13 protein-coding genes and 1 pseudogene are annotated in these 19,145 nt (G+C 68.5%); 8 read left to right on the forward strand and 6 right to left on the reverse strand.

Annotated elements, in window-relative coordinates:
* The first annotated feature begins 486 nt into the window (after positions 1–486).
* The 3 genes from ACH4E8_RS03835 (at position 487) to ACH4E8_RS03845 (ending at position 4,324) form a co-directional block, all read left to right on the forward strand.
* Entirely contained in the window at positions 487–957 is a 471-nt protein-coding gene (locus ACH4E8_RS03835; protein WP_398444015.1) for a DUF1772 domain-containing protein, read from the forward strand.
* Positions 958–1,286: 329 nt separating this feature from the next.
* Positions 1,287–3,155: a hypothetical protein gene (locus ACH4E8_RS03840; protein WP_398444017.1), complete on the forward strand. Its 1,869-nt coding sequence runs from the start codon at positions 1,287–1,289 to the stop codon at positions 3,153–3,155.
* Positions 3,156–3,544: 389 nt separating this feature from the next.
* On the forward strand, positions 3,545–4,324 hold the full coding sequence (locus ACH4E8_RS03845) for a polyprenol monophosphomannose synthase (RefSeq protein WP_398444019.1): 780 nt from the start codon (positions 3,545–3,547) through the stop codon (positions 4,322–4,324).
* A gap of 27 nt (positions 4,325–4,351) precedes the next feature.
* Here the strand turns inward: ACH4E8_RS03845 and ACH4E8_RS03850 are convergent, their stop codons facing one another.
* Together ACH4E8_RS03850 and ACH4E8_RS03855 are read right to left on the reverse strand one after the other, a co-directional pair.
* Positions 4,352–4,651 carry a DUF397 domain-containing protein gene (locus tag ACH4E8_RS03850; RefSeq protein WP_398444020.1) on the reverse strand — a complete coding sequence of 100 codons (300 nt, stop codon included), beginning with the start codon at positions 4,649–4,651 and terminating at the stop codon, positions 4,352–4,354.
* On the reverse strand, positions 4,641–5,441 hold the full coding sequence (locus ACH4E8_RS03855) for a Scr1 family TA system antitoxin-like transcriptional regulator (RefSeq protein WP_398444022.1): 801 nt from the start codon (positions 5,439–5,441) through the stop codon (positions 4,641–4,643). The genes ACH4E8_RS03850 and ACH4E8_RS03855 overlap by 11 nt, the downstream gene beginning before the upstream one ends.
* A gap of 256 nt (positions 5,442–5,697) precedes the next feature.
* Between ACH4E8_RS03855 and ACH4E8_RS03860 the strand changes: the two genes are divergently transcribed.
* The 4 genes from ACH4E8_RS03860 to ACH4E8_RS03875 all read left to right on the forward strand — a co-directional run bounded on the left by ACH4E8_RS03860 (position 5,698) and on the right by ACH4E8_RS03875 (position 8,755).
* Positions 5,698–5,970: a hypothetical protein gene (locus ACH4E8_RS03860; protein WP_398444024.1), complete on the forward strand. Its 273-nt coding sequence runs from the start codon at positions 5,698–5,700 to the stop codon at positions 5,968–5,970.
* Complete coding sequence (locus ACH4E8_RS03865; protein WP_398444026.1) at positions 5,967–6,455, forward strand: hypothetical protein; 489 nt, start codon at positions 5,967–5,969, stop codon at positions 6,453–6,455. Before ACH4E8_RS03860 ends, ACH4E8_RS03865 begins: the two co-directional genes overlap by 4 nt.
* Positions 6,456–6,609: 154 nt before the next feature.
* Entirely contained in the window at positions 6,610–8,436 is a 1,827-nt protein-coding gene (locus ACH4E8_RS03870; RefSeq protein ID WP_398444028.1) for an immunity 49 family protein, read from the forward strand.
* A gap of 121 nt (positions 8,437–8,557) precedes the next feature.
* On the forward strand, positions 8,558–8,755 hold the full coding sequence (locus ACH4E8_RS03875) for a DUF5708 family protein (protein ID WP_398444030.1): 198 nt from the start codon (positions 8,558–8,560) through the stop codon (positions 8,753–8,755).
* Between the two features lie 472 nt (positions 8,756–9,227).
* Here the strand turns inward: ACH4E8_RS03875 and ACH4E8_RS03880 are convergent, their stop codons facing one another.
* From ACH4E8_RS03880 to ACH4E8_RS03890, 3 genes are all read right to left on the reverse strand, one after another.
* Positions 9,228–9,722 carry a DinB family protein gene (locus ACH4E8_RS03880; RefSeq protein ID WP_398444032.1) on the reverse strand — a complete coding sequence of 165 codons (495 nt, stop codon included), beginning with the start codon at positions 9,720–9,722 and terminating at the stop codon, positions 9,228–9,230.
* A 10-nt stretch (positions 9,723–9,732) separates the two neighbouring features.
* Positions 9,733–10,359, reverse strand: a complete 627-nt coding sequence (locus ACH4E8_RS03885) for an SAM-dependent methyltransferase (RefSeq protein ID WP_398444034.1) — start codon at positions 10,357–10,359, stop codon at positions 9,733–9,735.
* 106 nt (positions 10,360–10,465) lie between these two features.
* On the reverse strand, positions 10,466–10,912 hold the full coding sequence (locus ACH4E8_RS03890) for a hypothetical protein (RefSeq protein WP_398444036.1): 447 nt from the start codon (positions 10,910–10,912) through the stop codon (positions 10,466–10,468).
* Between the two features lie 285 nt (positions 10,913–11,197).
* Between ACH4E8_RS03890 and ACH4E8_RS03895 the strand changes: the two are divergent.
* Positions 11,198–11,430, forward strand: a pseudogene (locus ACH4E8_RS03895) (site-specific integrase); the annotation flags it as partial.
* 741 nt (positions 11,431–12,171) lie between these two features.
* Here ACH4E8_RS03895 and ACH4E8_RS03900 read toward each other — a convergent pair.
* Positions 12,172–19,143 carry a polymorphic toxin-type HINT domain-containing protein gene (locus tag ACH4E8_RS03900; RefSeq protein ID WP_398444038.1) on the reverse strand — a complete coding sequence of 2,324 codons (6,972 nt, stop codon included), beginning with the start codon at positions 19,141–19,143 and terminating at the stop codon, positions 12,172–12,174.
* Positions 19,144–19,145: the final 2 nt, after the last annotated feature.

The following is a 19,145-nucleotide window of genomic DNA, read 5'->3' on the forward strand; positions in this document are numbered from 1 at the left end:
CATGGGGACCCCAGCGCCTCTAAACCTCTCGTCCCGCAGGCAAGCAACAAGGGAAGCAAAACAGGGGCGCTGGGGGTCCCCCCACGCCCTCCGGGCGTAGGGGGCGGAACTGCGCGAGTAACCCACCACCAGCCCGCGGACGGACGAGGGTTTCAGGGGCGCGAGGAACTGCGCGACAAGCCCACCACCGGCCCGCGGACGGACAAGGGTTTCAGGGGCGCGAGGAACTGCGCGACAAGCCCACCACCAGCCCGCGGACGGACAAGGGTTTCAGGGGCGCGAGGAACTGCGCGACAAGCCCACCACCGGGCCGCAGGTGCCATCACAACGCTTCCCGAAGCGACGGCCGCAGGGCCCGGGCGGGCCCGAGGCGCCAGGAGGACCCGGGCGGACGTGGCGGGCACAACCGCGGCGGGCGCGGCCGCGCCGTCGCCACCCGCGCTAACTCAATCGCGGGGGCGCGACGTCCGCGGTATCAACGGTCACATGACCTCGTTCTCCACAGCCGTACTCACCGCAGCCATCGTGTGCAACGGCCTCCTCGCCGGCACCTTCTTCGCCTTCGCCGTCTCCGTCGTGCCGGGCCTGCGGCACGTCGACGACGCCACGTACGCCACCGCGTTCCGCGCGATCAACCGGGCGATCCTCAACGGCTGGTTCCTGAGCGTCTTCATGGGCGCACCCGTCCTCGCCGTCGTCGCGGCCGTGCTGCGCCCGGACGGCACCGCGTTCGTCTGGCTCGTCGTCGGCGCGGCGGGCGCGATCGCCACCTTCGCGATCACCGCCGCGGTCAACGTCCCCCTGAACCAACGTCTCGACGCGGCCCCGACCGACTCCCCGACCGCCCTCGCCGAGGCGCGCCGGGCCTTCGAGCCCCGCTGGAACAGGGCCCACCTGATCCGCACGCTGACGAGCGTCGCCGGGGCGGTGTCCCTGACGCTCGCGGTCGTCGTCTGACCACGGGAGACGCCCGGCACGCACGAAGGCCCCCTCAGAAGAGGGGGCCTTCGTCATGGAGCGCCCGGCAGGCCTTGCACCTACATTTCCCATCGGCAGATGGGCGTCTTTCCTTGGACCACAGACGCGCGACTCCCGTGCGCTGCACCGGAGTTACAAGATGATCATACATGCCCTCCGCGCCCCGGGCGGCCGGGTGCGCCCGGAACTGCGCGAGAGCCACCCGAAACCCCGCGGAACCCGCAGCCCCGCGCCCCCGCCGCGCGAACTCGCGCCCCGCCCACCCCCGTGCCACCGTGGTGTACAGGGGCCCTCTCAAGGAGCCCACCATGGCAGACCTCGGTGGCTACCTCGCCGTCTCCTACGTAGCCGAACACGTCGTCACGGACGCGCTGGAAGCGATCTGGCGCACCCAGTGGGAAAACGCCTGCGGAACCGCGAACTGGTCCGCCGACACCCCCGTGGGTCGCCTCGACGCCACCGGCGGCATCTCCGTCGACAAGCCCGCCGTCGCCTTCCACGGGGCGGAGAACCGCGTCGCCGTGCACCTCACCGGCACCGGCCGCTTCGACCTGACGCTCAACGGCGCCGCAGCGGGCGGCGTCATCATCAGTGTCGACGCCACCGCGCTCGTCCCGGTCCGCGTCACCCAGGAGAGCATCACCGAGAAGGCCGTCGTCGACCTCGGCGGGTTCGGCCTCGACACGACCCAGCTCCGCACCGCCTTCTTCGACGGCCCGCACGTGCCGAACGCCGACACCGCCCTCCTCGATCCCGCCGCCCGCGCCGCCCTCACCGAGCAGATCCGCAGGTTCGCGCAGCAGTACCTCGTCTTCCGGCTGCCCACCGACCGCATCTGGCTCGCGGAGTTGATGCTGACCACCCAGGGCATTCCGGGCTCGATCCTCGTCACGCCTGCCATCAAGCTCGGAGACGCCCGGATCCTGGACGGCTGGCTGGCGCTCGGCATCGACGCGACGAGTTCCGTCGGCGAGAGCCACGGCAACGCCGCCCAGATCGGCCCGCCGCCCGACGCACCGCCCCCCGCGCCCGCGCCGATGCCGCAGGAGGACGCCGGCGACGCAAGCCTGCGGCTCCTCGTGGATCCTGCTCTCGCGGTGACCTACCTCCAGGCCAACGCCCGCTTCGCGCTCATCATGGCCACCGCCACCCAACCGAACCTCCACCCGAGCCCAGACGTCGGCATTCGCTTCGAAGACGACTCCATAGTGTTGAACGCATCGGGAACGGTCGATGCACCCGACCCCTTTCCGGGCCAAATGCCGTTCACCGCGGACGTCCGCATCCGTCCGTTCATCCCGTTGAATTCATGCACGATATACGCGTCCGTCAAGCCCGACATCACCGTGGACGCACCCTGGTTCCTCATCGTGCTCGGCATGATCGCGGACTTCTTCGGCATCCACGTCTTCGCGAAGCTCCAACGCGCCAACCGCTCACAAATGGCGACTCTGTTCGGAGTGAAGATCACGATGGCGGTCCCGGAACTGTTCGGCGTGTACGCCCGCGTCGAAGGGCGGCGCGTCGTCGCCCGCCCCGACCTCTTCGGGATCTACGGCGAGGCGGCGATCACCACGACGTCCTCGGAGGCGCCGACCGACGTCACTCCGTTCGTGGGGAACTCCGTGGCGATCCGGTCCCGCTTCCTGCGCCTGTCCGTCGACACGTTCAGGAGCGATCGGCTCGCGACCGACCCGACCTTCCGCATCCGCTACCGCCTCACCCGCGGTTCGAACGGGACCGAGGTCACCGCGGGCACGACCTGGTCGGGGTCGAAGGAGCCCTTCGGGGACGAGGTCGACCTGTGGGACGACTCCAACGTCCTGGAGACGTCCTTCCGGGTCGAACTCGCGACGGAACGCCCGCCCGGCACGGTGCTCGCCCAGAACGTCCACTCGATCACGGTCCAGGACAAGTTCGACCGCTCCCACCCGTTCGTCCGCTGGCGGAAACAGCACTACTTCACCCCCTCGCCGGTCCCGGCGGGCATGTTCAATCCCACCCCGATCACGTCCGCGATCCACCGCACCGCGATCCGGGAGCGCTGCAAGTTCTGCGACACGATTGAGGGCAGGTTCGGCACGCCGTACGAGTTCCAGGCGCTGGATTCCCTCCCGGCGCCGGACGACCCGGCGTTCTCAAACCGGCTGTGCCAGTACTGCTTCCCGGACGGCTGAGAGCGACCGAGGCTGGCTGAGGGCGAATGTAGAAGTCCTCACAACAGTGTTGACAACGATTACCTGGCATCTGGGAACAAGCAGCGACAAGTTCAGAGAACCGACGAAGACATGAACGATCCGCAAGATTTCTCGAAAGCCTCTTATCGTTTGGACTCGAGTTCCCGAGGGAGACCCGCATTCATCATTCTATCCCGCGGCCCTCCCGGGGGCGCGGGATGGAACCGCCCCAGCGGCGGACCGGCGCTGCCGGGGGCCGCGACGTGACCGTCCACGCGGCACGAGAAGCGGAACGACCCGGCCAACCCACCCGGCGCGGCGTATGCTCGCGTGCACCGACGCCCGCCCCACGACCTGCCGCATACGAGCAGCACAGGAGTGAGACGACAGTGACGCTTGGCGGCCAGACCAGCCGGAAGCCGCAGCCCCTGGGCCCGGTTCTGGTGATCGTCCCCACGTACAACGAGGCGGACAACATCCGCTCGATCACCGCCCGGGTACGGGAGTCGGTCCCGGATGCGCACGTCCTCGTCGCCGACGACAACAGCCCCGACGGCACCGGCAAGATCGTCGACGACCTCGCCGCCACCGACCCGCACGTCCACGTCATGCACCGGATGGGCAAGCAGGGCCTCGGCGCCGCGTACCTCGCCGGCTTCCAGTGGGGCATCGAGAACGGCTACGACGTCCTCGTCGAGATGGACGCCGACGGCTCGCACCGCCCCGAACAGCTCCCCCGCCTGCTGCACGCGCTCACCGACGCCGACCTCGTCCTCGGCTCCCGCTGGGTCCCCGGTGGCGCGGTCGTGAACTGGCCGAAGTCCCGCGAGATCCTGTCCCGCGGCGGCAGCCTGTACTCCCGTCTCATGCTCGGCGTCCCCATCCGCGACGTGACGGGCGGCTTCCGCGCCTTCCGCAAAGAGACGCTGTTGGGCCTCGGCATGGACGAGGTCGCGTCGCAGGGCTACTGCTTCCAGGTCGACCTGGCGTGGCGCGCGGTCAAGGCCGGATTCCGGGTCGTCGAGGTCCCGATCACCTTCGTGGAACGCGAGCACGGCGACAGCAAGATGAGCCGCGCGATCGTGGCGGAGGCGCTGTGGCGGGTGACGGCGTGGGGCGTACGGTCGCGGGTCGACGACATCACCAAGCCCCGCCGCTCCGGGGAGTGACGGGGCTCGGGGTGTGAGTGGCGCTGTTCAGGCGGGCTGGTCGTCCTTCAGGCTCTGGACGAAGGTCGACCAGGTGGCGGCGGGGAAGACGAGCGCGGGCCCATGGGGGACCTTGGAGTCCCGTACGGGTACGACGGGGTATCCGTCGGCGACCTCCACGCAGTCGCCGCCCTCCGGACCGCTGTAGCTGGACTTACGCCACCCGCCCCACGCGGACGTGTACCCGTCCGCCACCTCGACGCAATCGCCGTTACTCGGACCGCTGTAGCTGGACTTGCGCCACCCGGTCAGCACGGACGCATCGGGGACTATGCGCTCAGTTGTCATCGCTTTCGTAGTCCTTCGCTGTTGCCCTCAGGAGGGCAAGGGACTCCTGTAGCGGCAGCGCTTCGGCCAGAGCGAGGTCGTAACTCCCCTGGATGTACTCCACGACTGCCGCGATGTCGTGGACCTTGCCCGTCTGTACTCCTTCAACGTAGGCGATGGGCGGCTGGTCCTCGAACCACATGAGTCGAACCATGCTCTCCAGCAGCGGATACGACCCGGCGCTGTACGGGATGACATGGACCCGAATACGCCCGCGCGCGGCCAGGTCAGCGATGTGGTGGAGTTGCTCGGCCATCACGGCGGGACTCCCCATCGGGCGTCTGAGCACTGCCTCGTCCAACAGCGCCCAGACGATCGGCTCGACCGGATCCTTCAGAATGCGCGCCCGCTCTATCCGGGTGTCCACCCTGCGGTCACGCTCCTCTTCGCTGATCGGCGGGTATGCCGAGCCGATCACGGCTCGTGCGTACTCCGGCGTCTGAAGGATTCCTGGCACATACACAAGGGCGAACTCCCGGATGATCGACGCCTGCGCCTCGAACTGGAGCGCAGACTCGAAGTAGTCGACGACAGGGTGCGCATCCGCGCCCGGCCGAAAGTTCGTCAGCACATCACCCGTGTCCAGCGCCCGGTCCAGCCTTTTCGCGTCCTCCTCCGACGGCACCCGCCGCCCCGCCTCGATGTGCGTGATGTGCGTGCGCGTCATGATCGCCGCGTCCGCGAGTTGCTGCTGCGTCATGCCCGACTTGACGCGCTGTTCCCGTAGCCACTCTCCGTAAGGCTTGGCCATAGGTCGACACTCCACTTCCTCTGCTCGCGAGGTGATTTGAAGGGGGTCACCCTCAACCCCCTTCCGGAGGCTACATAGTTGCCCCAGACTTGTCTCCAGAAAGACGAAAGAAAGATTCCACTGAAGGGGTACGGCAAGGAGCCATGACCGACCGGAACGAAATTACCGCCCAGACGTTCGAATGGACGGGATCGGGCGCCCAGATAAAGGCGGGAGGTTTCCGGAACGGCAAGTACTTTCCGCGCAGGAGACGACCGTGAACCTGGATCTAGACGAGAATGTGCACCCGCATCCGTACGTACCGACACCCGGTGACGTCGTCCTCGACGCCGCGACCCACAAGGTCGGGCGCGTCATGGACCAGCTCTGCCAGCTCGTACAGCTCCGGCCGCTGGGCGGCGGGTTGGAGTGGGACGCGTCGCCCCACGACCTGACGCCGGTGCCGGCCACCGAGCCGCGTACGGCTGACGCGCTACGGGCCGCCGTTGCGCAGGTCAACGCGGCGAGTCGACGGAACGGGGGCACATGACCGCCCAGGAAGCCCCGCCCACAGCGCCGGGCGCACCCGCCGCCGAACGCCGCGTGTGCGCCGCGCTCGCGACGCTCCCCCTCCAACTGATCGTCCTCACCCAGGACCTGTGGCCCGATCCACCGGCGCACCCCATCCAGATCGTGACCGGACTGCGGTGCGCCCTGGAGGAACACGACGACGGTCCCCATTTCGACCTCGTACGCGAACTCGACGACCACGACGGCGACGGGTCCGGCGGCATCTGGGCGCACTGGGAAAACGGAATAGAGCCTTCCTGTGTGAAGATCCGCCAGGACTGTTCGATGGACAACGGAGAACCGGGGGCGGCGAATGACGCGTGCACGCTATTCGCCGAGCATCCCGGAGGCCACAGTCACGAATTCTCGGACCCGGAGTACGAGGCCGTTCTCACCGACCCCGAATTCGTACACCTGAGCGCGGAGTTCGAGGTGCCGACGGCTCGAAGTCCTGACTCAGCGTAATCATCGAGAGCCTCCGCGCCCGACGCCCCTCGGGCGCGGGGTGCCGCCCGGCTGCCGCCCCGCGTGTTCACGGGCAGCCGGGCGGCTGTCAGTGGGGCTCCCTATGCTGAGGGCGATCACAGCGGTACCGCACCAAGTACGGGGACGAACGGGGGTGGCGACGACCATGTGGATCGCGCGCCATGAGGTGGGACAGGCGGCGCTCAGCCGCGCTTTGGACGGGTTCGCCGAGCGCATGGGCGGCGAGGTGCACCGGATGCAGCACGACGAACTGCCCGCGTTCGGCTGGGAGATGATCGCCGAGTCGTTCCTCGACTACCTGGGCGCGCGCTCGACGGTGCACGCGGACCTGACGGACAAGGACGCGCGGGTGGCGTGCGAGTCCGCGGCGAGCGCGGGCGTGGGCGCGCTCGCGCTGCGCGCCGGCCGGGCCGGGCATCCTCACGTGTTCATCGAGTACACGGGCACCGGCGTCGTGTACGACGGCAGCCGTCCACCGGAGAATCCGGACGGCGTCGCTCCGCACGTCTGGCTCGACGCCTTCTTCCCCGCCTTCGTGGCCGATGCCAGCGACACCTTCGCGGACCTGTTCGTGACGTCGGCCGTCCCGCTGACCGGCCGCGAGTCGGAGCCGGACGCCGCGCTGGTGCACGCGCTGATGGTGTTCGTGTACGGGATCGGGGACGACGGGACGGACTCGGACGCCATGCGTTCGGCCCGCATCGACGAGATCGCGGCGGCCGTCGCGGACGGGGAGGACTGGCCGTCCTGCCGGGCCGCGCTGACGACGCTGCGGGCGCTCGCGGCAGGTGACAGGGCCGCGTTCACCCGTGCCCTCGCCGCCCAGTTGGAGCGCCATGCCGCGGTGGGCACCCCGGAGCGCGCCCCCGCGCCGCGCACGCTGCTCCCGATGGACGCGATAGCCCTGGCCGCGATGGCGGTGCGCTGGCTGGAGTGGCCGATGGAGGTCGAGTCGCGCTACCTCCCGATCGGCCCGGTGTCCGGCTTCAAGCCGCCGGAGCCGCGGGTGCTGGCGTACGGGAAGAAGAAGCGCCCGGACGCGGTCGCCGCGCTGGCCGCGGGTCCGCTGGTGATCGAGCGCCCGGAGCATCCGGACGCCGTCGGGGGCGAGCCCGGGTCGTCGGGCGAGGCCGGACCGTCGGGCGAGGCCGGGCCGTCGGGCGAGCCCTCATCGTCCGCGCGGGCCGAGAAGCACGCCGACAAGGCCCTCGCCGAGTTCCGCGACCAGGACAAGGACCCGGCCTCCGTCGCCCGGCTGCTGCGCCTCCTGATGGAGGACCACGTCACCGCCTTCCTGGCGCGCGCGGCAAGCGACCCCGAGTGCACCGATCCGCGCCAGCACGAGTTGCTGCGGATCGCGACGGAGGCGGGGGCGGGCGTCCTACGACTGCTCTTCGCCGAGCAGGGTGCGCAGGTCCCCGTCACCGTCGCCGGCACCACGCGTGCCCTGCCCGCGACCCGCAATCCTTACGACGACCACGCCCACCACTGGCTGACCACGGTCTCCCTCGCCCTGGTCACGGGCGACCGCGACGCCCTCGCCGCGTGCGTGACCGTCGCCCCCGAATTCCTCACCGGCGCCGACCACTTCGGCCCCCTCCACGCCTACGGCGCCGCCCTCCACGACTACCTCCGCGGCACGGACCCCGAGCCCGCGGTGAACACCGCCTTCGAAGTCTGCTTCCGCAGCGAACGCGGCACCTTCCTCGCCCCACCCGTCCACCTCCTCTCCCAACTCGTCGAGGGCGACCGCGAAGGCTTCGCCCTGGCCCTCGCCGACACCCTGGAAAAGCACCGCGACCACTACGCGATGGGCGAACTCTCCACCCGCCCGGAAGCGGCCGTGGACCTACACGCCCTGGCCCTCGTCTGCCACGTCCGCCGCCTGGGCTGGGACGTCCCGGTGCTGTCCCCCTACGCCCCCCAGGGCATATCCACACCGAAGACCCTCGTCGGCTGAGCCCGGCGCACATCGGGCCGCCCTGCATCGAACGATGTACTCCGGATTCCTCCTCCGAGGCGAGGCTCCGGACCTCCTCCCTTCCTAGATTGGTTCTCGAACGGGAGGAGCCGATTCACCCATGAAGAAGTCGCTCAAGACCCTGCTAGAAGGCGGCATCACCTTCGCCACCGGCGCGATCCTGCGCCTGACCACGGAAGGCGTGGACACCCCGGTCATCACCCTGACCAAGGTCGGCGTCGTCCTGATGTTCATCGGCGGCGCGCTGCTCCTGACGGGCCTGGCCCAAACGGCCCGCAACGCGTCGCTCTCGTCGTAGCCACGACGGTCCAGCGCGCGGTGGCGCTGCGCGCCTGGACATGGCCGCCGTTTCCCCGCGGACGCGTCGGTCTCCGCGGGTCCGTTGTGGCTTGTCGCGCAGTTCCCCGCGCCCCTAAAAACCCTCGCCGTTTCCCCGCAGGTGGGTTCGTCTCCGCGGACCGTGCGTGGCTGCTCGCGTAGTTCCGCCTCCTACGCCCATAGGGCATGGGGGACCCCAGCGCCCCTCAAACCTCTCGTCCCGCAGGCAAGCGACAAGGGAAGCAAAACAGGGGCGCGGGGAACTGCGCGACAAGCCCACCACCGGCCCGCAGACGAACAAGGGTTTCAGGAGCGCTGGGAGTCCCCCAACGCCCTCAGGGCACAGGGGGAGGAACTGCGCGAGCAGCCCGCCACCGGGCCGCAGAGACCAACCCACCCGCAGGGGAACCGCGGGTCCGTCCAGGCACCCGAAGACACACGCGGGGTGTGGCTCAGCGTCCGGTCGCGCCGTCGATCAGTTCGCGCAGGATGTCCGCGTGGCCGGCGTGCCGGCCGGTCTCCTCGATCGTGTGCGTGAGCGCCCACCGCACGCTGGGCGCGGTGCGACCCGCGGGCGCGTGGGGCAGGGGCGCGGCGAGGTCGGCGCAGTCGTCGAGGACGGCGTTCGCCTGCGCGACGGCGTCCCGGTAGCGGGCGACGACGTCGTCCACGGTGTCCTCGGGCTTCGCCCGGAACGTCGCGGGCCAGTCCTTGACGTCCTCCCCGAGGAAGATCCACCGCTCGACCGCGGTGACGTGCTGGAGCAGCCCCAGCAGGTTCGTCCCCGACGGCACGGCCGCCGTCCGGACGTCCGGCTCGGGCGCCCCGTCGACCTTCGCGGCGATGGAGTCCCGCAGGTAGTCGAGGAACCCGCGCAGGGTCTCGGCTTCGCTGCCGCCGGTGCGCGGGGGCGAGGTGTCGCGGCGGCGGGAGGTCTTGCGGCTCACGGCTTCCCCTTCACCCGACGCGACGGATGACGATGACGTGATCGACGACCTCGGCGGTCTGCCCGTCGGGCCCGGTCGCGACCCGCCGGGGCGCGTCGGCCCGCTCGACGGTCCATGTCGCCGGGTCCAGGTCGATCCCCGCGATGACCTCCTGCGGGGTCGGGTAGTGCAGGTCCGGGTCCTGGTTCCACGACCACGGCGCGGTCGACCCGTGATCCACGACCAGCAGCCGCCCGCCCGGGTTCAGGCTGCGCGCCGCCGCGCGCAGGGCGCCGGCCCGGTCGAAGTCGTACGGCGTCTGGAGGTACTGCGCGGAGACCAGGTCGTACCGCCCCGCCGGGAACGACTCCCCCAGGTCGTGCGCCTCCGTACTGACCCGTTCGCCCAACCCGGCGCTCCGCGCGAGCTCGGCGACCCGCTCGGTCGCGACGGCGGAGATGTCCACGGCGGTGACGTTCCACCCCTGCCGCGCCAGCCACAACGTGTCCCCACCGGGCCCACACCCAAGATCCAACGCGTCCCCGAGGCCCAGCCCGCCGGCGATCTCCACCAACCGCACGTTCGGCCCCGGCTCCCCGGCATCGGGCCGGCTCGCATAGACGTCGTTCCAGAAGGCGGACGCTTCACTCGTGCTCATCGGGGCTCTCCTTGGCTCGCCTGGACCGGGAGCCCCAGTCTTGGCACGCGCCCCCGGCCCGGGCGAGCGGACTTGCCGTTTCCGCAAGCCGCCCGCCCGAGCCCATTCAACGGTGACGCCACCTGTGCCAAAGCTCGGCCAGGGCATCCCGCCCCCGGTCGAGAAGGCCGTACCGCCGAGGAGAGCGCAGCCATGACTCGTAGTACTCCTGCTGCTCCGCCACGGTCCCCACCTCGGCAGGGTCGGCGGAGTCGAGGACACCGACCTGCTTGCGCGCAGCTTTCCCCTTCTCCAAGACGTACACCAGCCATCCACCCGACGAGGCACGCAACATGTTCGAGGGGAAGACGTCGACCCTGGCACCGTTGCACAGGAGCAGGTACCCGAGAGGCTCAATCTGCCGCCTGAGACCTTTCAACGCATCGAACAGGTCGTCACCGGCTGCGTGCCACTGTGCGCCCCCTGGGCTGGTCAGCGTGATGCCGAACTCGTCACCTTCGTCCACGCGAAGGCACCAGCTCTCCCGAGTCCCGTCGCTTCCCAACACGTCCATCAGCGTTTCCATCGCCCTGCCTCACATCCGTGGCGTGGTTGCCGCCTTCGAGCGCGCCCCTGGACCGGGGCGCCCCAAGACCGTCGCACAGGCGTTGGACGCGGGGCCGACGGGCACCACACAACGCAGCCCGGGATCCCTGGAGTTGCGGCTCGCCCCACGTGTCCTGGAGCAGCGTGATCGTTCATGTGTCCAGGACACCGCCGTAGACGCGGACCTCGCGAGTTCGCCGGCGAGAAATCGCCTCAGGCTCAGGCCAGCGGCGCGGCGGGCGTGGCCGTTATCCTTCAGCGTGAAGCCGGCCTCCGCCGCATCCCCTTCACGACCTCGGGCGCTCGACCGCGACCCTGCTCCGACACCAGGGCGTCGAACTCGTCATCATCAAGGAACTCTTCGGTCACGCCCACATCGGCGTCACCGCCGGCGTCTACGCCCACGTCCGACCCCGCCTCCAACGCCAGGCCATCGACACCCTCGGCAACGCCCTCAGCCCACCGGCCGCAGCCGTCGTCCGCTGACGTTGCCATCAAAGCGCCGAAGGCCCGCCGGAAGCATTCCGGCGGGCCTTCAGTAAATTCTCGGCGAAATCAAACCCGGCGGAGACTAGTCTACTCATCCCCGAACGTCGACATCACCTTTACCATCGGATATGCTTGTCGGACATTCGAAGAAAATCAGCCTGCGTCTCGCAATTCTTCAATCGAGGCAGAGATTAGGCCAAGATTCCCCTCAAGCCCGGCTAGCCCTTGAGCGCTTTCCAGGAAATATACGGACCGAGACCTAAGCTCGCTATCAAATAGCCCGCACATGAGAATTAGGTCGATACAAGCCGTACGAGAATCAAGCGTTGCACTCGTTTCGAGAATCTCAACATAGGCCGGATATCCCAGGATGATCTCTTTCATGCACTCCGCTTCGGATACTGGACCGTATACGCCCGGATCCTCCTCGCTCACCACGGCGGCCGAAATATCCGAGAGGAGCCCTAGAATTAGATCTTCAGAAGAGTCCGAGCAGCGCCAAAGGCAATGAACGAGACTCGACGCCAAGGCGGTTGAGGCTTCACAGAGAAGTCCTTGCGCAAATACGACCTGTTCTACCCGGCGCGCAGCGCCCACTGCAACCTCCCGGCTGCCAGCATGGGAAAGGTCCCGGAGGGCGTCCCCGAGTGCACGAGCATCACCAGAGACCCCTTGGAGCGATCCCCAGGAATGCCGTCTCAGTTCAAGGTCCATATCAGCCCCAACCAGCCTTAAGTGTTATTTATCGAAGAGTCTCAATACGTCTGAATCGAACACCGTACCCGCCCCCTTGAACCCACCGCGACCGAACTGACCTTCACATGAGACGCAGATATTGATCAGCGCCCCAGTTCGAGGCCTTACGGCAGCAGTGAATACAATTTTCGACGGATCGCCGCCGAGCTGATTGACAACGCATGTCTCTGCGCAGACACCATTAGACGATGCACCTGCAGCATACTGTCCGGTCTCCGTATTGTAGCCAGCTGTGACAGTGGCCGGCCTCTTCCTATTGGAGAGCTGGGACATTTCTCCGGCATACTCATCTCGAAGCCCTTCTGCCTTCGACATGAGTTCATCTGGGCCCAGACCCGCACCCTCCCGGGGACCCGTTCCGCAATTGTGAACCAGTACCGGCGTGGCGCCCGCGAGCACATAGTACGCATGGAGGTCCGCAATCGTCAGGTCATGCGTGCGCTGGCGCTTCTCGAAGTAGCGGGTGTCGTCCAGCAGCGCCACGGCACCCTCAGGGGTCGTCAGGCGCATGCCCGGCTTGAGGTCGCCCGCCTTGATCCAGTCGCGTTCCGACTCGACCCAGAACGGGTGCGTCGTGGTGGAGATCAAGGACGACGTCACGCCGTCCGTGGTGACGGTCAGGTCGACGAAGTCTTTGTCGTCCTCGGTGACGATCGTGCCGACAACCTTGCGGACGACTTCCTCGCCCGTCTTGGGGTAGGTCGTCAGGATCTCGTCGCCGGGTTCGACATCCTCGATCGGTTTCGTCGATCCGTCGGCCAGCAGGACGAGCGTTCCGGGCAGGAAACTGTGACAGCCATCGCCCTTCTGCTCCACTTTCCTCTGTTTCGCCTGCGCCGCCGCAAGTTTGTCCTTCGCCTTGCCGAGCTTCTTAGACGTGTCCCAGGTCTCCTTGAGCCCGAAGACGATGTCACCCAGGAGGCCGCCAATGCGCTTGGTGTTCGACCACCACTTCAACGGGTTCTTGCCCAGGACCTTTGCAGCGGCCTGAACCGCCTTGGTACCGCTCAGGTACGAGACGATGTTCGCGAGCGTTTCGCCGCAGGCACCCAGGTTGCCGCTGGAGACACAGTCCATGGCGGCTGTGATGCCCAGCACGTCCATGAGCTTCTTGCCCAGCTCCTTGCCGGCCTCCTTCAGCTGCTGCTTGGCAGTGCTGTGCGCCGCCTCGGCCTGGTTGACGCTCCACTGGGCGGAGTTGGTCGCCTGCTGTGTCTTGCTCGGCGGCGCCGGGGGCGGAGTAGAGCAAGGCACGTCGAAGCCCCAACCGCAGGTGGGTCGAAGGCCCGTCGGGTCCGCATACGTCGTCGGGTTGTCGTTCGCGTACGAGTAGCCGTTCATCTGCTGGGGGTCGCTCAGGTCGATGATCGGATCGACCGAGATGAACTTGCCCAGATTCGAGTCGTACTGGCGCGCGCCTATGTTGGTGAGACCCGTGGACGCGTCGATCGTGCCGCCCACGAGTCCCTTCTCGCCCGGCCAGGTGCCCGTGTTGCCGGTGCGCGGGTTGCCGTACGGGTCCATGCGGCGCTGGGTGACCAGGCCGGTCGTGGCGTCGATCGCGATGTCGCCCGTGTCGTGCTGGTCCGCGGCGATGAAGGAGACCTTGCCGTCGCTGGTGCGGACCGCGACGACCTCGCCCGCGTGGCTGTAGTAGCGGGTGCCCTGGACCGTGGCGTTCGGGCCGGCGGGGAGGTGGAGTTCGGTGCCGCCCGGCAGGTAGATCGTGGTGCCCGACGCGTCGGTGCGCTTGAGGCGGTTCCCCCCGGCGTCGTACAGGAACGTCGTCTTCTTCGACTCGTCCTTGTCCGGCGTCGTCGGGTCGTCGGGCTCGGTGATCTCGTCGACCTTGCCCTCGGAGTTCCACCGCAGCGTCTGGGTGTCGCCGCTCAGCTTCCGCTGGGTCGTGTTGCCGGCCGCGTCGTAGGCGTAGTGCGATTCCTGCACGCCCGTCGGAGTCGTCTCCGAAACCTTGGTGACGGCGTGCGGACCGCCGTCACCCGCCTCCCTCGGCGTGCCGTTCTGGTTCGCGTCCCCGTAGGCGTACGTGCGGATGATGTCCTTCGCCGCGACGCGGCCGACGTCGTGGCGGACCTCCTTCGCACGGTTGCCGATCTTGTCGAAGGAGTACGAGGTCCAGTACGGCGCCGGGCCGCCGAGGGGGTTCACGCCCGGCTGGGCCGAGGTGCAGGCCGTGGGGGTCTTACCGGCGTACTCGGGGGTCTTCATGCCGACCGTGCCGGAGCCGGCCGCGGTTGCCGTCGTGGCCTCCGGGGTCCAGATCTCGGTCAGCCGGCGCTGGCCGTCGTAGGCGTAGCACTGGACGTCGGTCTTCGCCGAGGTGCTGGTGTCCGCGAGGTCGGCGACCGACATGACGTTGCCCGACAGGTCGTACGAGGTGTGGACGTCCTTCGCCGCCCGCCCGAGGCCGTCGACCGTCACCAGCTTCCGCTCGACGCGGTCGGTGCCCTTCTCGTAGAAGAAGTGCTGCTGGGACTGCTTGCCGCCGGTACTCAGGGTCAGCGTGGAGAGCTGACTGGTCGGCGTCCAGGCCGTGTTGGTGACGTAGCTGCTCAGGCCGCTGAGGGAGACCGGCCGCTGGAGGTTGTCGTATCCGTGGAGCAGGGTCTCCTGCGGAAGACCGCCCATGAGCGGCAGGCCGGTCGACCTGACGGTGCCGTCCGGGTTGTAGTTGGTGGTGTAGCGGTAGATGCCCTGAAGTGCACCTTCCGTGTCCGGCACCGTGAACGACTGTGCGGCGGATCGGTAGAAATCGTCGAAACGGGTCACGACGGATGCGAAGTACTTGTCGGGCCCGACGTACCGGTAGGAGGCGTACTCGAACCCGAGCGCTCCCGCCCTGTCGTATTTGGTCTCGGTCAGCTTGGGGTCGGTGGCGGCCTTGCCGTCGTACGTGGCCAGCGCCCGGTCCAGCAGGTCGTACGTCGTGGTGACTGACTTCCCGCGGGCGTCCGTCGCCGTCGCCGGCCGGTCCGCCACGTCGTACGTCGTCGTGGACGTGCCCGAGTCCGGGTCGATCGTCTTCGTCTTGCGGCCGAGTTGGTCGTACTCGTACGTCCAGACGTTGTTGTCGTCGTCCTTCACCGTCGACAGCTGGCCGGTGGGCCGGTAGGTGTATTTGGTGCTGGTGTGCGCGCCGAGCGGGCCGCTGACGACCGGCGCCGCGCCCTCGAAGCGCCGGAGCTCGGTTACCTGCCCGCGCTCGTTGCTGATCGAGGTGGTGGGAATGTCACCCTGCGGCGGGTCGGTGTGGACCCGGTTTCCCTCCGCCGTGGTGTCGTAGCTGGTCGTGGTGCGCCACTGCTCGTGGCCAGCGATCGCGGAGATCTCGGCGGTGGGGCGCCCCATGCCGTCGTACTCGTTCAGCGTCTGGAGGCCCACCTCGCCGTCGGGGGTCGCCAGGAGCTTGTCGGACGGCGCGCCGAGGGCGTTGTACGTGACGTTCGCCTTGGCGATCTTGCCGTGGCCGTCGTACCAGGTGTCGGCCACCATGCGGGTACCGTTGGGGCCCTCGGTCTGGTGCTGGCGGGGGCGCAGCAGCGCGTCGAAGAGCTGGTAGTCCGGCGGGGTGTAGACGCCGTTGGTCCACTTCTCCGTCTTGACGGCGGAGACGTCGTCCTGACGGATCAGGTAGTTGTACTTGATCTTTGGACGGGTTTCATTGCCGAGCTTGGCGTGGTCGGGTTGCCACACGCCCGTCAGCCGGCCGAGCGCGTCGTACTCGTAGTCCACGCGCTTGCCGTTGGCGTCGACGCGTGCCGTCGGGTGGCCCCACGCGGGCGCGTAATCGGTCGTCACCACATGGCCGAGGGCGTTCTTCGTGGTGCCCTTGGAAGTCAGGCCGTTGGTCTCGGTGTAAGTGAAGGTGCTGCTCGCCTTGGTGCGGTCGTCCGTCTGGGACAGGGGCCGGCCGTGGAGGTCGTACGTGGTGACGTCGGTGACCTGGTAGGTGGGTGTCGTCCCGTCGTGGGAGATCAGCCGCTCCGACTGGGTCACCAGGCCGCGGGTGGGCGCCTCGCCGAGCTTCTTGCCGTCGTACAGGGTGCGTCCGTCGCTGATGACCTGCGTCTTGCGCTGGGGCGTGGCGGTGCAGGCGACGGAGACGGTCTCGACCCTGCTCGGGAGTGAGACGATGCCCAGGGCCAGGTTGTCCGCGTAGTCGGTGCGGGTGCACTTGTCGTCGGCGGCGGTGGACAGGTCACCGAGGTCGTTGACCTGTCGGACGCGTCCGACGACCCCCTTCGCGGTGTCCAGGGTGTTCTCGGACATGGCCTTGCGCCACTTGTTGTCGCCGGGCAGCGCGGTGAAGCCGCGGGTGCGCTCGGTGGCGGTGACGCCCGCGTCGATGACGACCTGCTTGCCGTCCCAGGTGCGGGTCTGGGTGCCGGTGGAGCGGTACCAAGGAGTCGCGATCGTCTTGGACTCAAGCTTGGTGCCGTTGTACGCGGCCTTCTCCAACTCGAAGCCGGTGAACTCCTCGCGGTCGGTGTGGACCGTGCCGTCGGAGTCGGTGACGGACGACGTACGGGTGCCGCCACCGGGCTTCTCGTCGCCGTTCAAGCCCTTGAGGTAGGTGTAGTCGATGCGCGATGCCTGCTGCTCACCGTTGCCCGCGGTGACCCGGACCTTTCCGTAGCCCTGCCACTGGCCCCAGGTGAGGAACTTGGGGTCGATGATGCCGTCGGGCTTGGGCTTTCGCCAGCCGGCCTCGTCCAGGTAGTCGTACTGGGTGACCATCGGCGCGCTCTGACCGGTGCGGTCGGACTGCTGCACGGAGGCGACGACGTACTTGTGGAACCAGTCGGTGATCGGCTCCAGGTATCCGGGCGGGGCCCAGACGACCGGGTAGCAGCGCTTGGTGGAGGCACCGGGTGCCGGCAGCGAACCGACGGCGCACTCCACGGGCTTGTATGTGATGTCGAGTTGGGCACCGGACTCGCTGAGGACGGTGCGCAGCCGGTACCGCTTGATCGCGGAGAGGTTGTTGCCGATCGTGTCGACCCGGTTGTCCAACACGTTGCCGATGAGCTTGACGGACGGAAGCTTGATGCTGCCGCCGTTGCCCCGGCCCTCGTGCTGGATCTCGTTCAGCCACAGGGTCTTCGAGCCGTCACCGTTGTCGGTGAAGATGTGCTTGAGGTGCCAGGCGTCGACGTCCGCGTAGGTGGCGGCTCCGGTGCGCACCTGGGTGGTGACGGCGGTGAGCTTCTTGCGGGTGAAGAAGGACGGCGTGGACTGGCTGAAGGTGCACTTGGTGCCCACCGCGCAGTAGCGGTCCCGTGGGGTGTCGGGCCAGCGGGCTTCGTTGGCGGCGGTCCACTTAGCGGCGGCGCAGTTGAAGTCCGCGGTCTTGTCGCAGCGTTCGTCGGTCGTGAACAGCACGCGGGCCGCTGCCGCTTCGGTGAACAGGGCGCCGTGGCGCTGACCGTACTCGATGCGGGCGAGGTGGCCGCCGCGGGTGTACTCGGTGCCGTTGACGTCCGTCTTGCCGCCGCGGGCGTAGGCGTTCTGCTCCTTCTCGTAGAAGTACGAGATGGTGTTGTCGTTGCGGTCCTTGACGAAGTCGAGGTTCCAGCGCCAGCCCTGGTTGCAGGAGGCGTTCGCGAACACGGCGTTGTAGCAGGGCTCGCCGCTGTCGTCGCCGGTGACGGGGACCGTCCAGGTCGACTTCGTCTCGGGCTTTCCGGCGGCCCAGCCGAGGCGCTTGTTGAGGCCGAAGTAGTACTCGGTGCCGTCGACGATCACCTTCCAGTGCTCACCGTCGTTGTCGCCGTTGTCGGCACCGGTCAGCTTCTCGATCTTCCAGCCGGCGTCGCCGACCATGCGCCACTCGCCGGTGGCGTCGTCCTTGATGAGCTGGCCGGACGAGCCCTTGAGCATGATGGTGGCGTTGTCGTGGGCCCAGCACAGCTCGCCCGAGGACGTGTGGCCGTCGTCGGAGCACGCCTTGTACTGGCGCTCGATGTAGCCGGGCTCGTACCCGAAGCCCTCACCCGCCCAGGAGCCCTGGTTGTTGGTGATGGCCGTCTTGCCGTCCGTGCCCTGGGAGGAGTACGAGAGTCCGATCTCCGGTTGGAAGCCGCCCGGGACGGGGGCCGCGTCCATCGGGTACGACCAGCTGAAGCCGCCGGAGGACGGGGTGACGTTCCAGGATGCGGAAGGAGTCAGCGGAGTCGCTTCGTAGGAGCCCTTGGACGACTCGGCGATGGACGCCACCGCGAGCAGCGGGGCGCTCCGGCCGACGCCCACCGGGACGTCCGCGGAGAGGGTCTGCTTCTCGGCGTCGTTCACCGTCGGCAGCGGGACGGGGGCCTGGGGGCACGCCTGGGAGCCGGGTGCGGCGGTGAGGGCGCAGGCCGGGAGTTGGAAAAGGGTCAGGCGTGCGCCGTAGTCGCCGCCGTGGCCGTCGGCGAAGCTCGTGTAGTCGATGCCGATGCGGGCCTTCGTGCTCTTCGCCTTGGCCTCGGTGCCCTCCTGAGTGACCTTGAGGAGGGTGCTCGCACCGACCGCCTTCGCACGCGCCTGGTCGACCACCTCGACGCGCACCGGGCCGGTGGTGGCAACCGGTGCCTTCGCCGACTTCCGTGCCGTGGGGGCGGAGAGCGTGACGGGGAGGCCACCGGGGCGGACGGTCGTGGACCCGGCCGCCAGGTCGGCCGTGGCGCTGCCCGCGACGGGCCAGCGGGCCGGGCCCAGGGAGGTGACCGCCGCCTTCTTCGTCGTGTCGACCGGCTGCGGCTTGGCCTTGGCCGGTGAGCCCTTGGCGGGGTCGTCGAAGGTGGGCTTGTCCGCCCGGTAGGGGCGGACCTTCTCCTCGTAGACGGTCGCCGCCTGCACCGTCGACGCGGTGAGCGCGGTCGACAGCGTCAGCACGATGGCCGCCACGGCTCTGGAGCCGCGTGGGAAGCGCGCACGTCGGGTGCGGGCAGGCATGG

Origin of the sequence: Streptomyces sp. NPDC017979 (assembly GCF_044328175.1) — a bacterium.
Taxonomy (GTDB): Bacteria; Actinomycetota; Actinomycetes; order Streptomycetales; family Streptomycetaceae; genus Streptomyces.

What these genes read in the sequence shown, in the direction of transcription:
- ACH4E8_RS03890 (WP_398444036.1), bottom strand. Translation starts at nt 10,912, where the DNA reads ATGGACGTGTTGGGAAGCGACGGGACTCGGGAGAGCTGGTGCCTTCGC.
- ACH4E8_RS03900 (WP_398444038.1), bottom strand. Translation starts at nt 19,143, where the DNA reads ATGCCTGCCCGCACCCGACGTGCGCGCTTCCCACGCGGCTCCAGAGCC.
- ACH4E8_RS03855 (WP_398444022.1), bottom strand. Translation starts at nt 5,441, where the DNA reads ATGGCCAAGCCTTACGGAGAGTGGCTACGGGAACAGCGCGTCAAGTCG.
- ACH4E8_RS03885 (WP_398444034.1), bottom strand. Translation starts at nt 10,359, where the DNA reads ATGAGCACGAGTGAAGCGTCCGCCTTCTGGAACGACGTCTATGCGAGC.
- ACH4E8_RS03850 (WP_398444020.1), bottom strand. Translation starts at nt 4,651, where the DNA reads ATGACAACTGAGCGCATAGTCCCCGATGCGTCCGTGCTGACCGGGTGG.
- ACH4E8_RS03875 (WP_398444030.1), top strand. Translation starts at nt 8,558, where the DNA reads ATGAAGAAGTCGCTCAAGACCCTGCTAGAAGGCGGCATCACCTTCGCC.
- ACH4E8_RS03840 (WP_398444017.1), top strand. Translation starts at nt 1,287, where the DNA reads ATGGCAGACCTCGGTGGCTACCTCGCCGTCTCCTACGTAGCCGAACAC.
- ACH4E8_RS03835 (WP_398444015.1), top strand. Translation starts at nt 487, where the DNA reads ATGACCTCGTTCTCCACAGCCGTACTCACCGCAGCCATCGTGTGCAAC.
- ACH4E8_RS03865 (WP_398444026.1), top strand. Translation starts at nt 5,967, where the DNA reads ATGACCGCCCAGGAAGCCCCGCCCACAGCGCCGGGCGCACCCGCCGCC.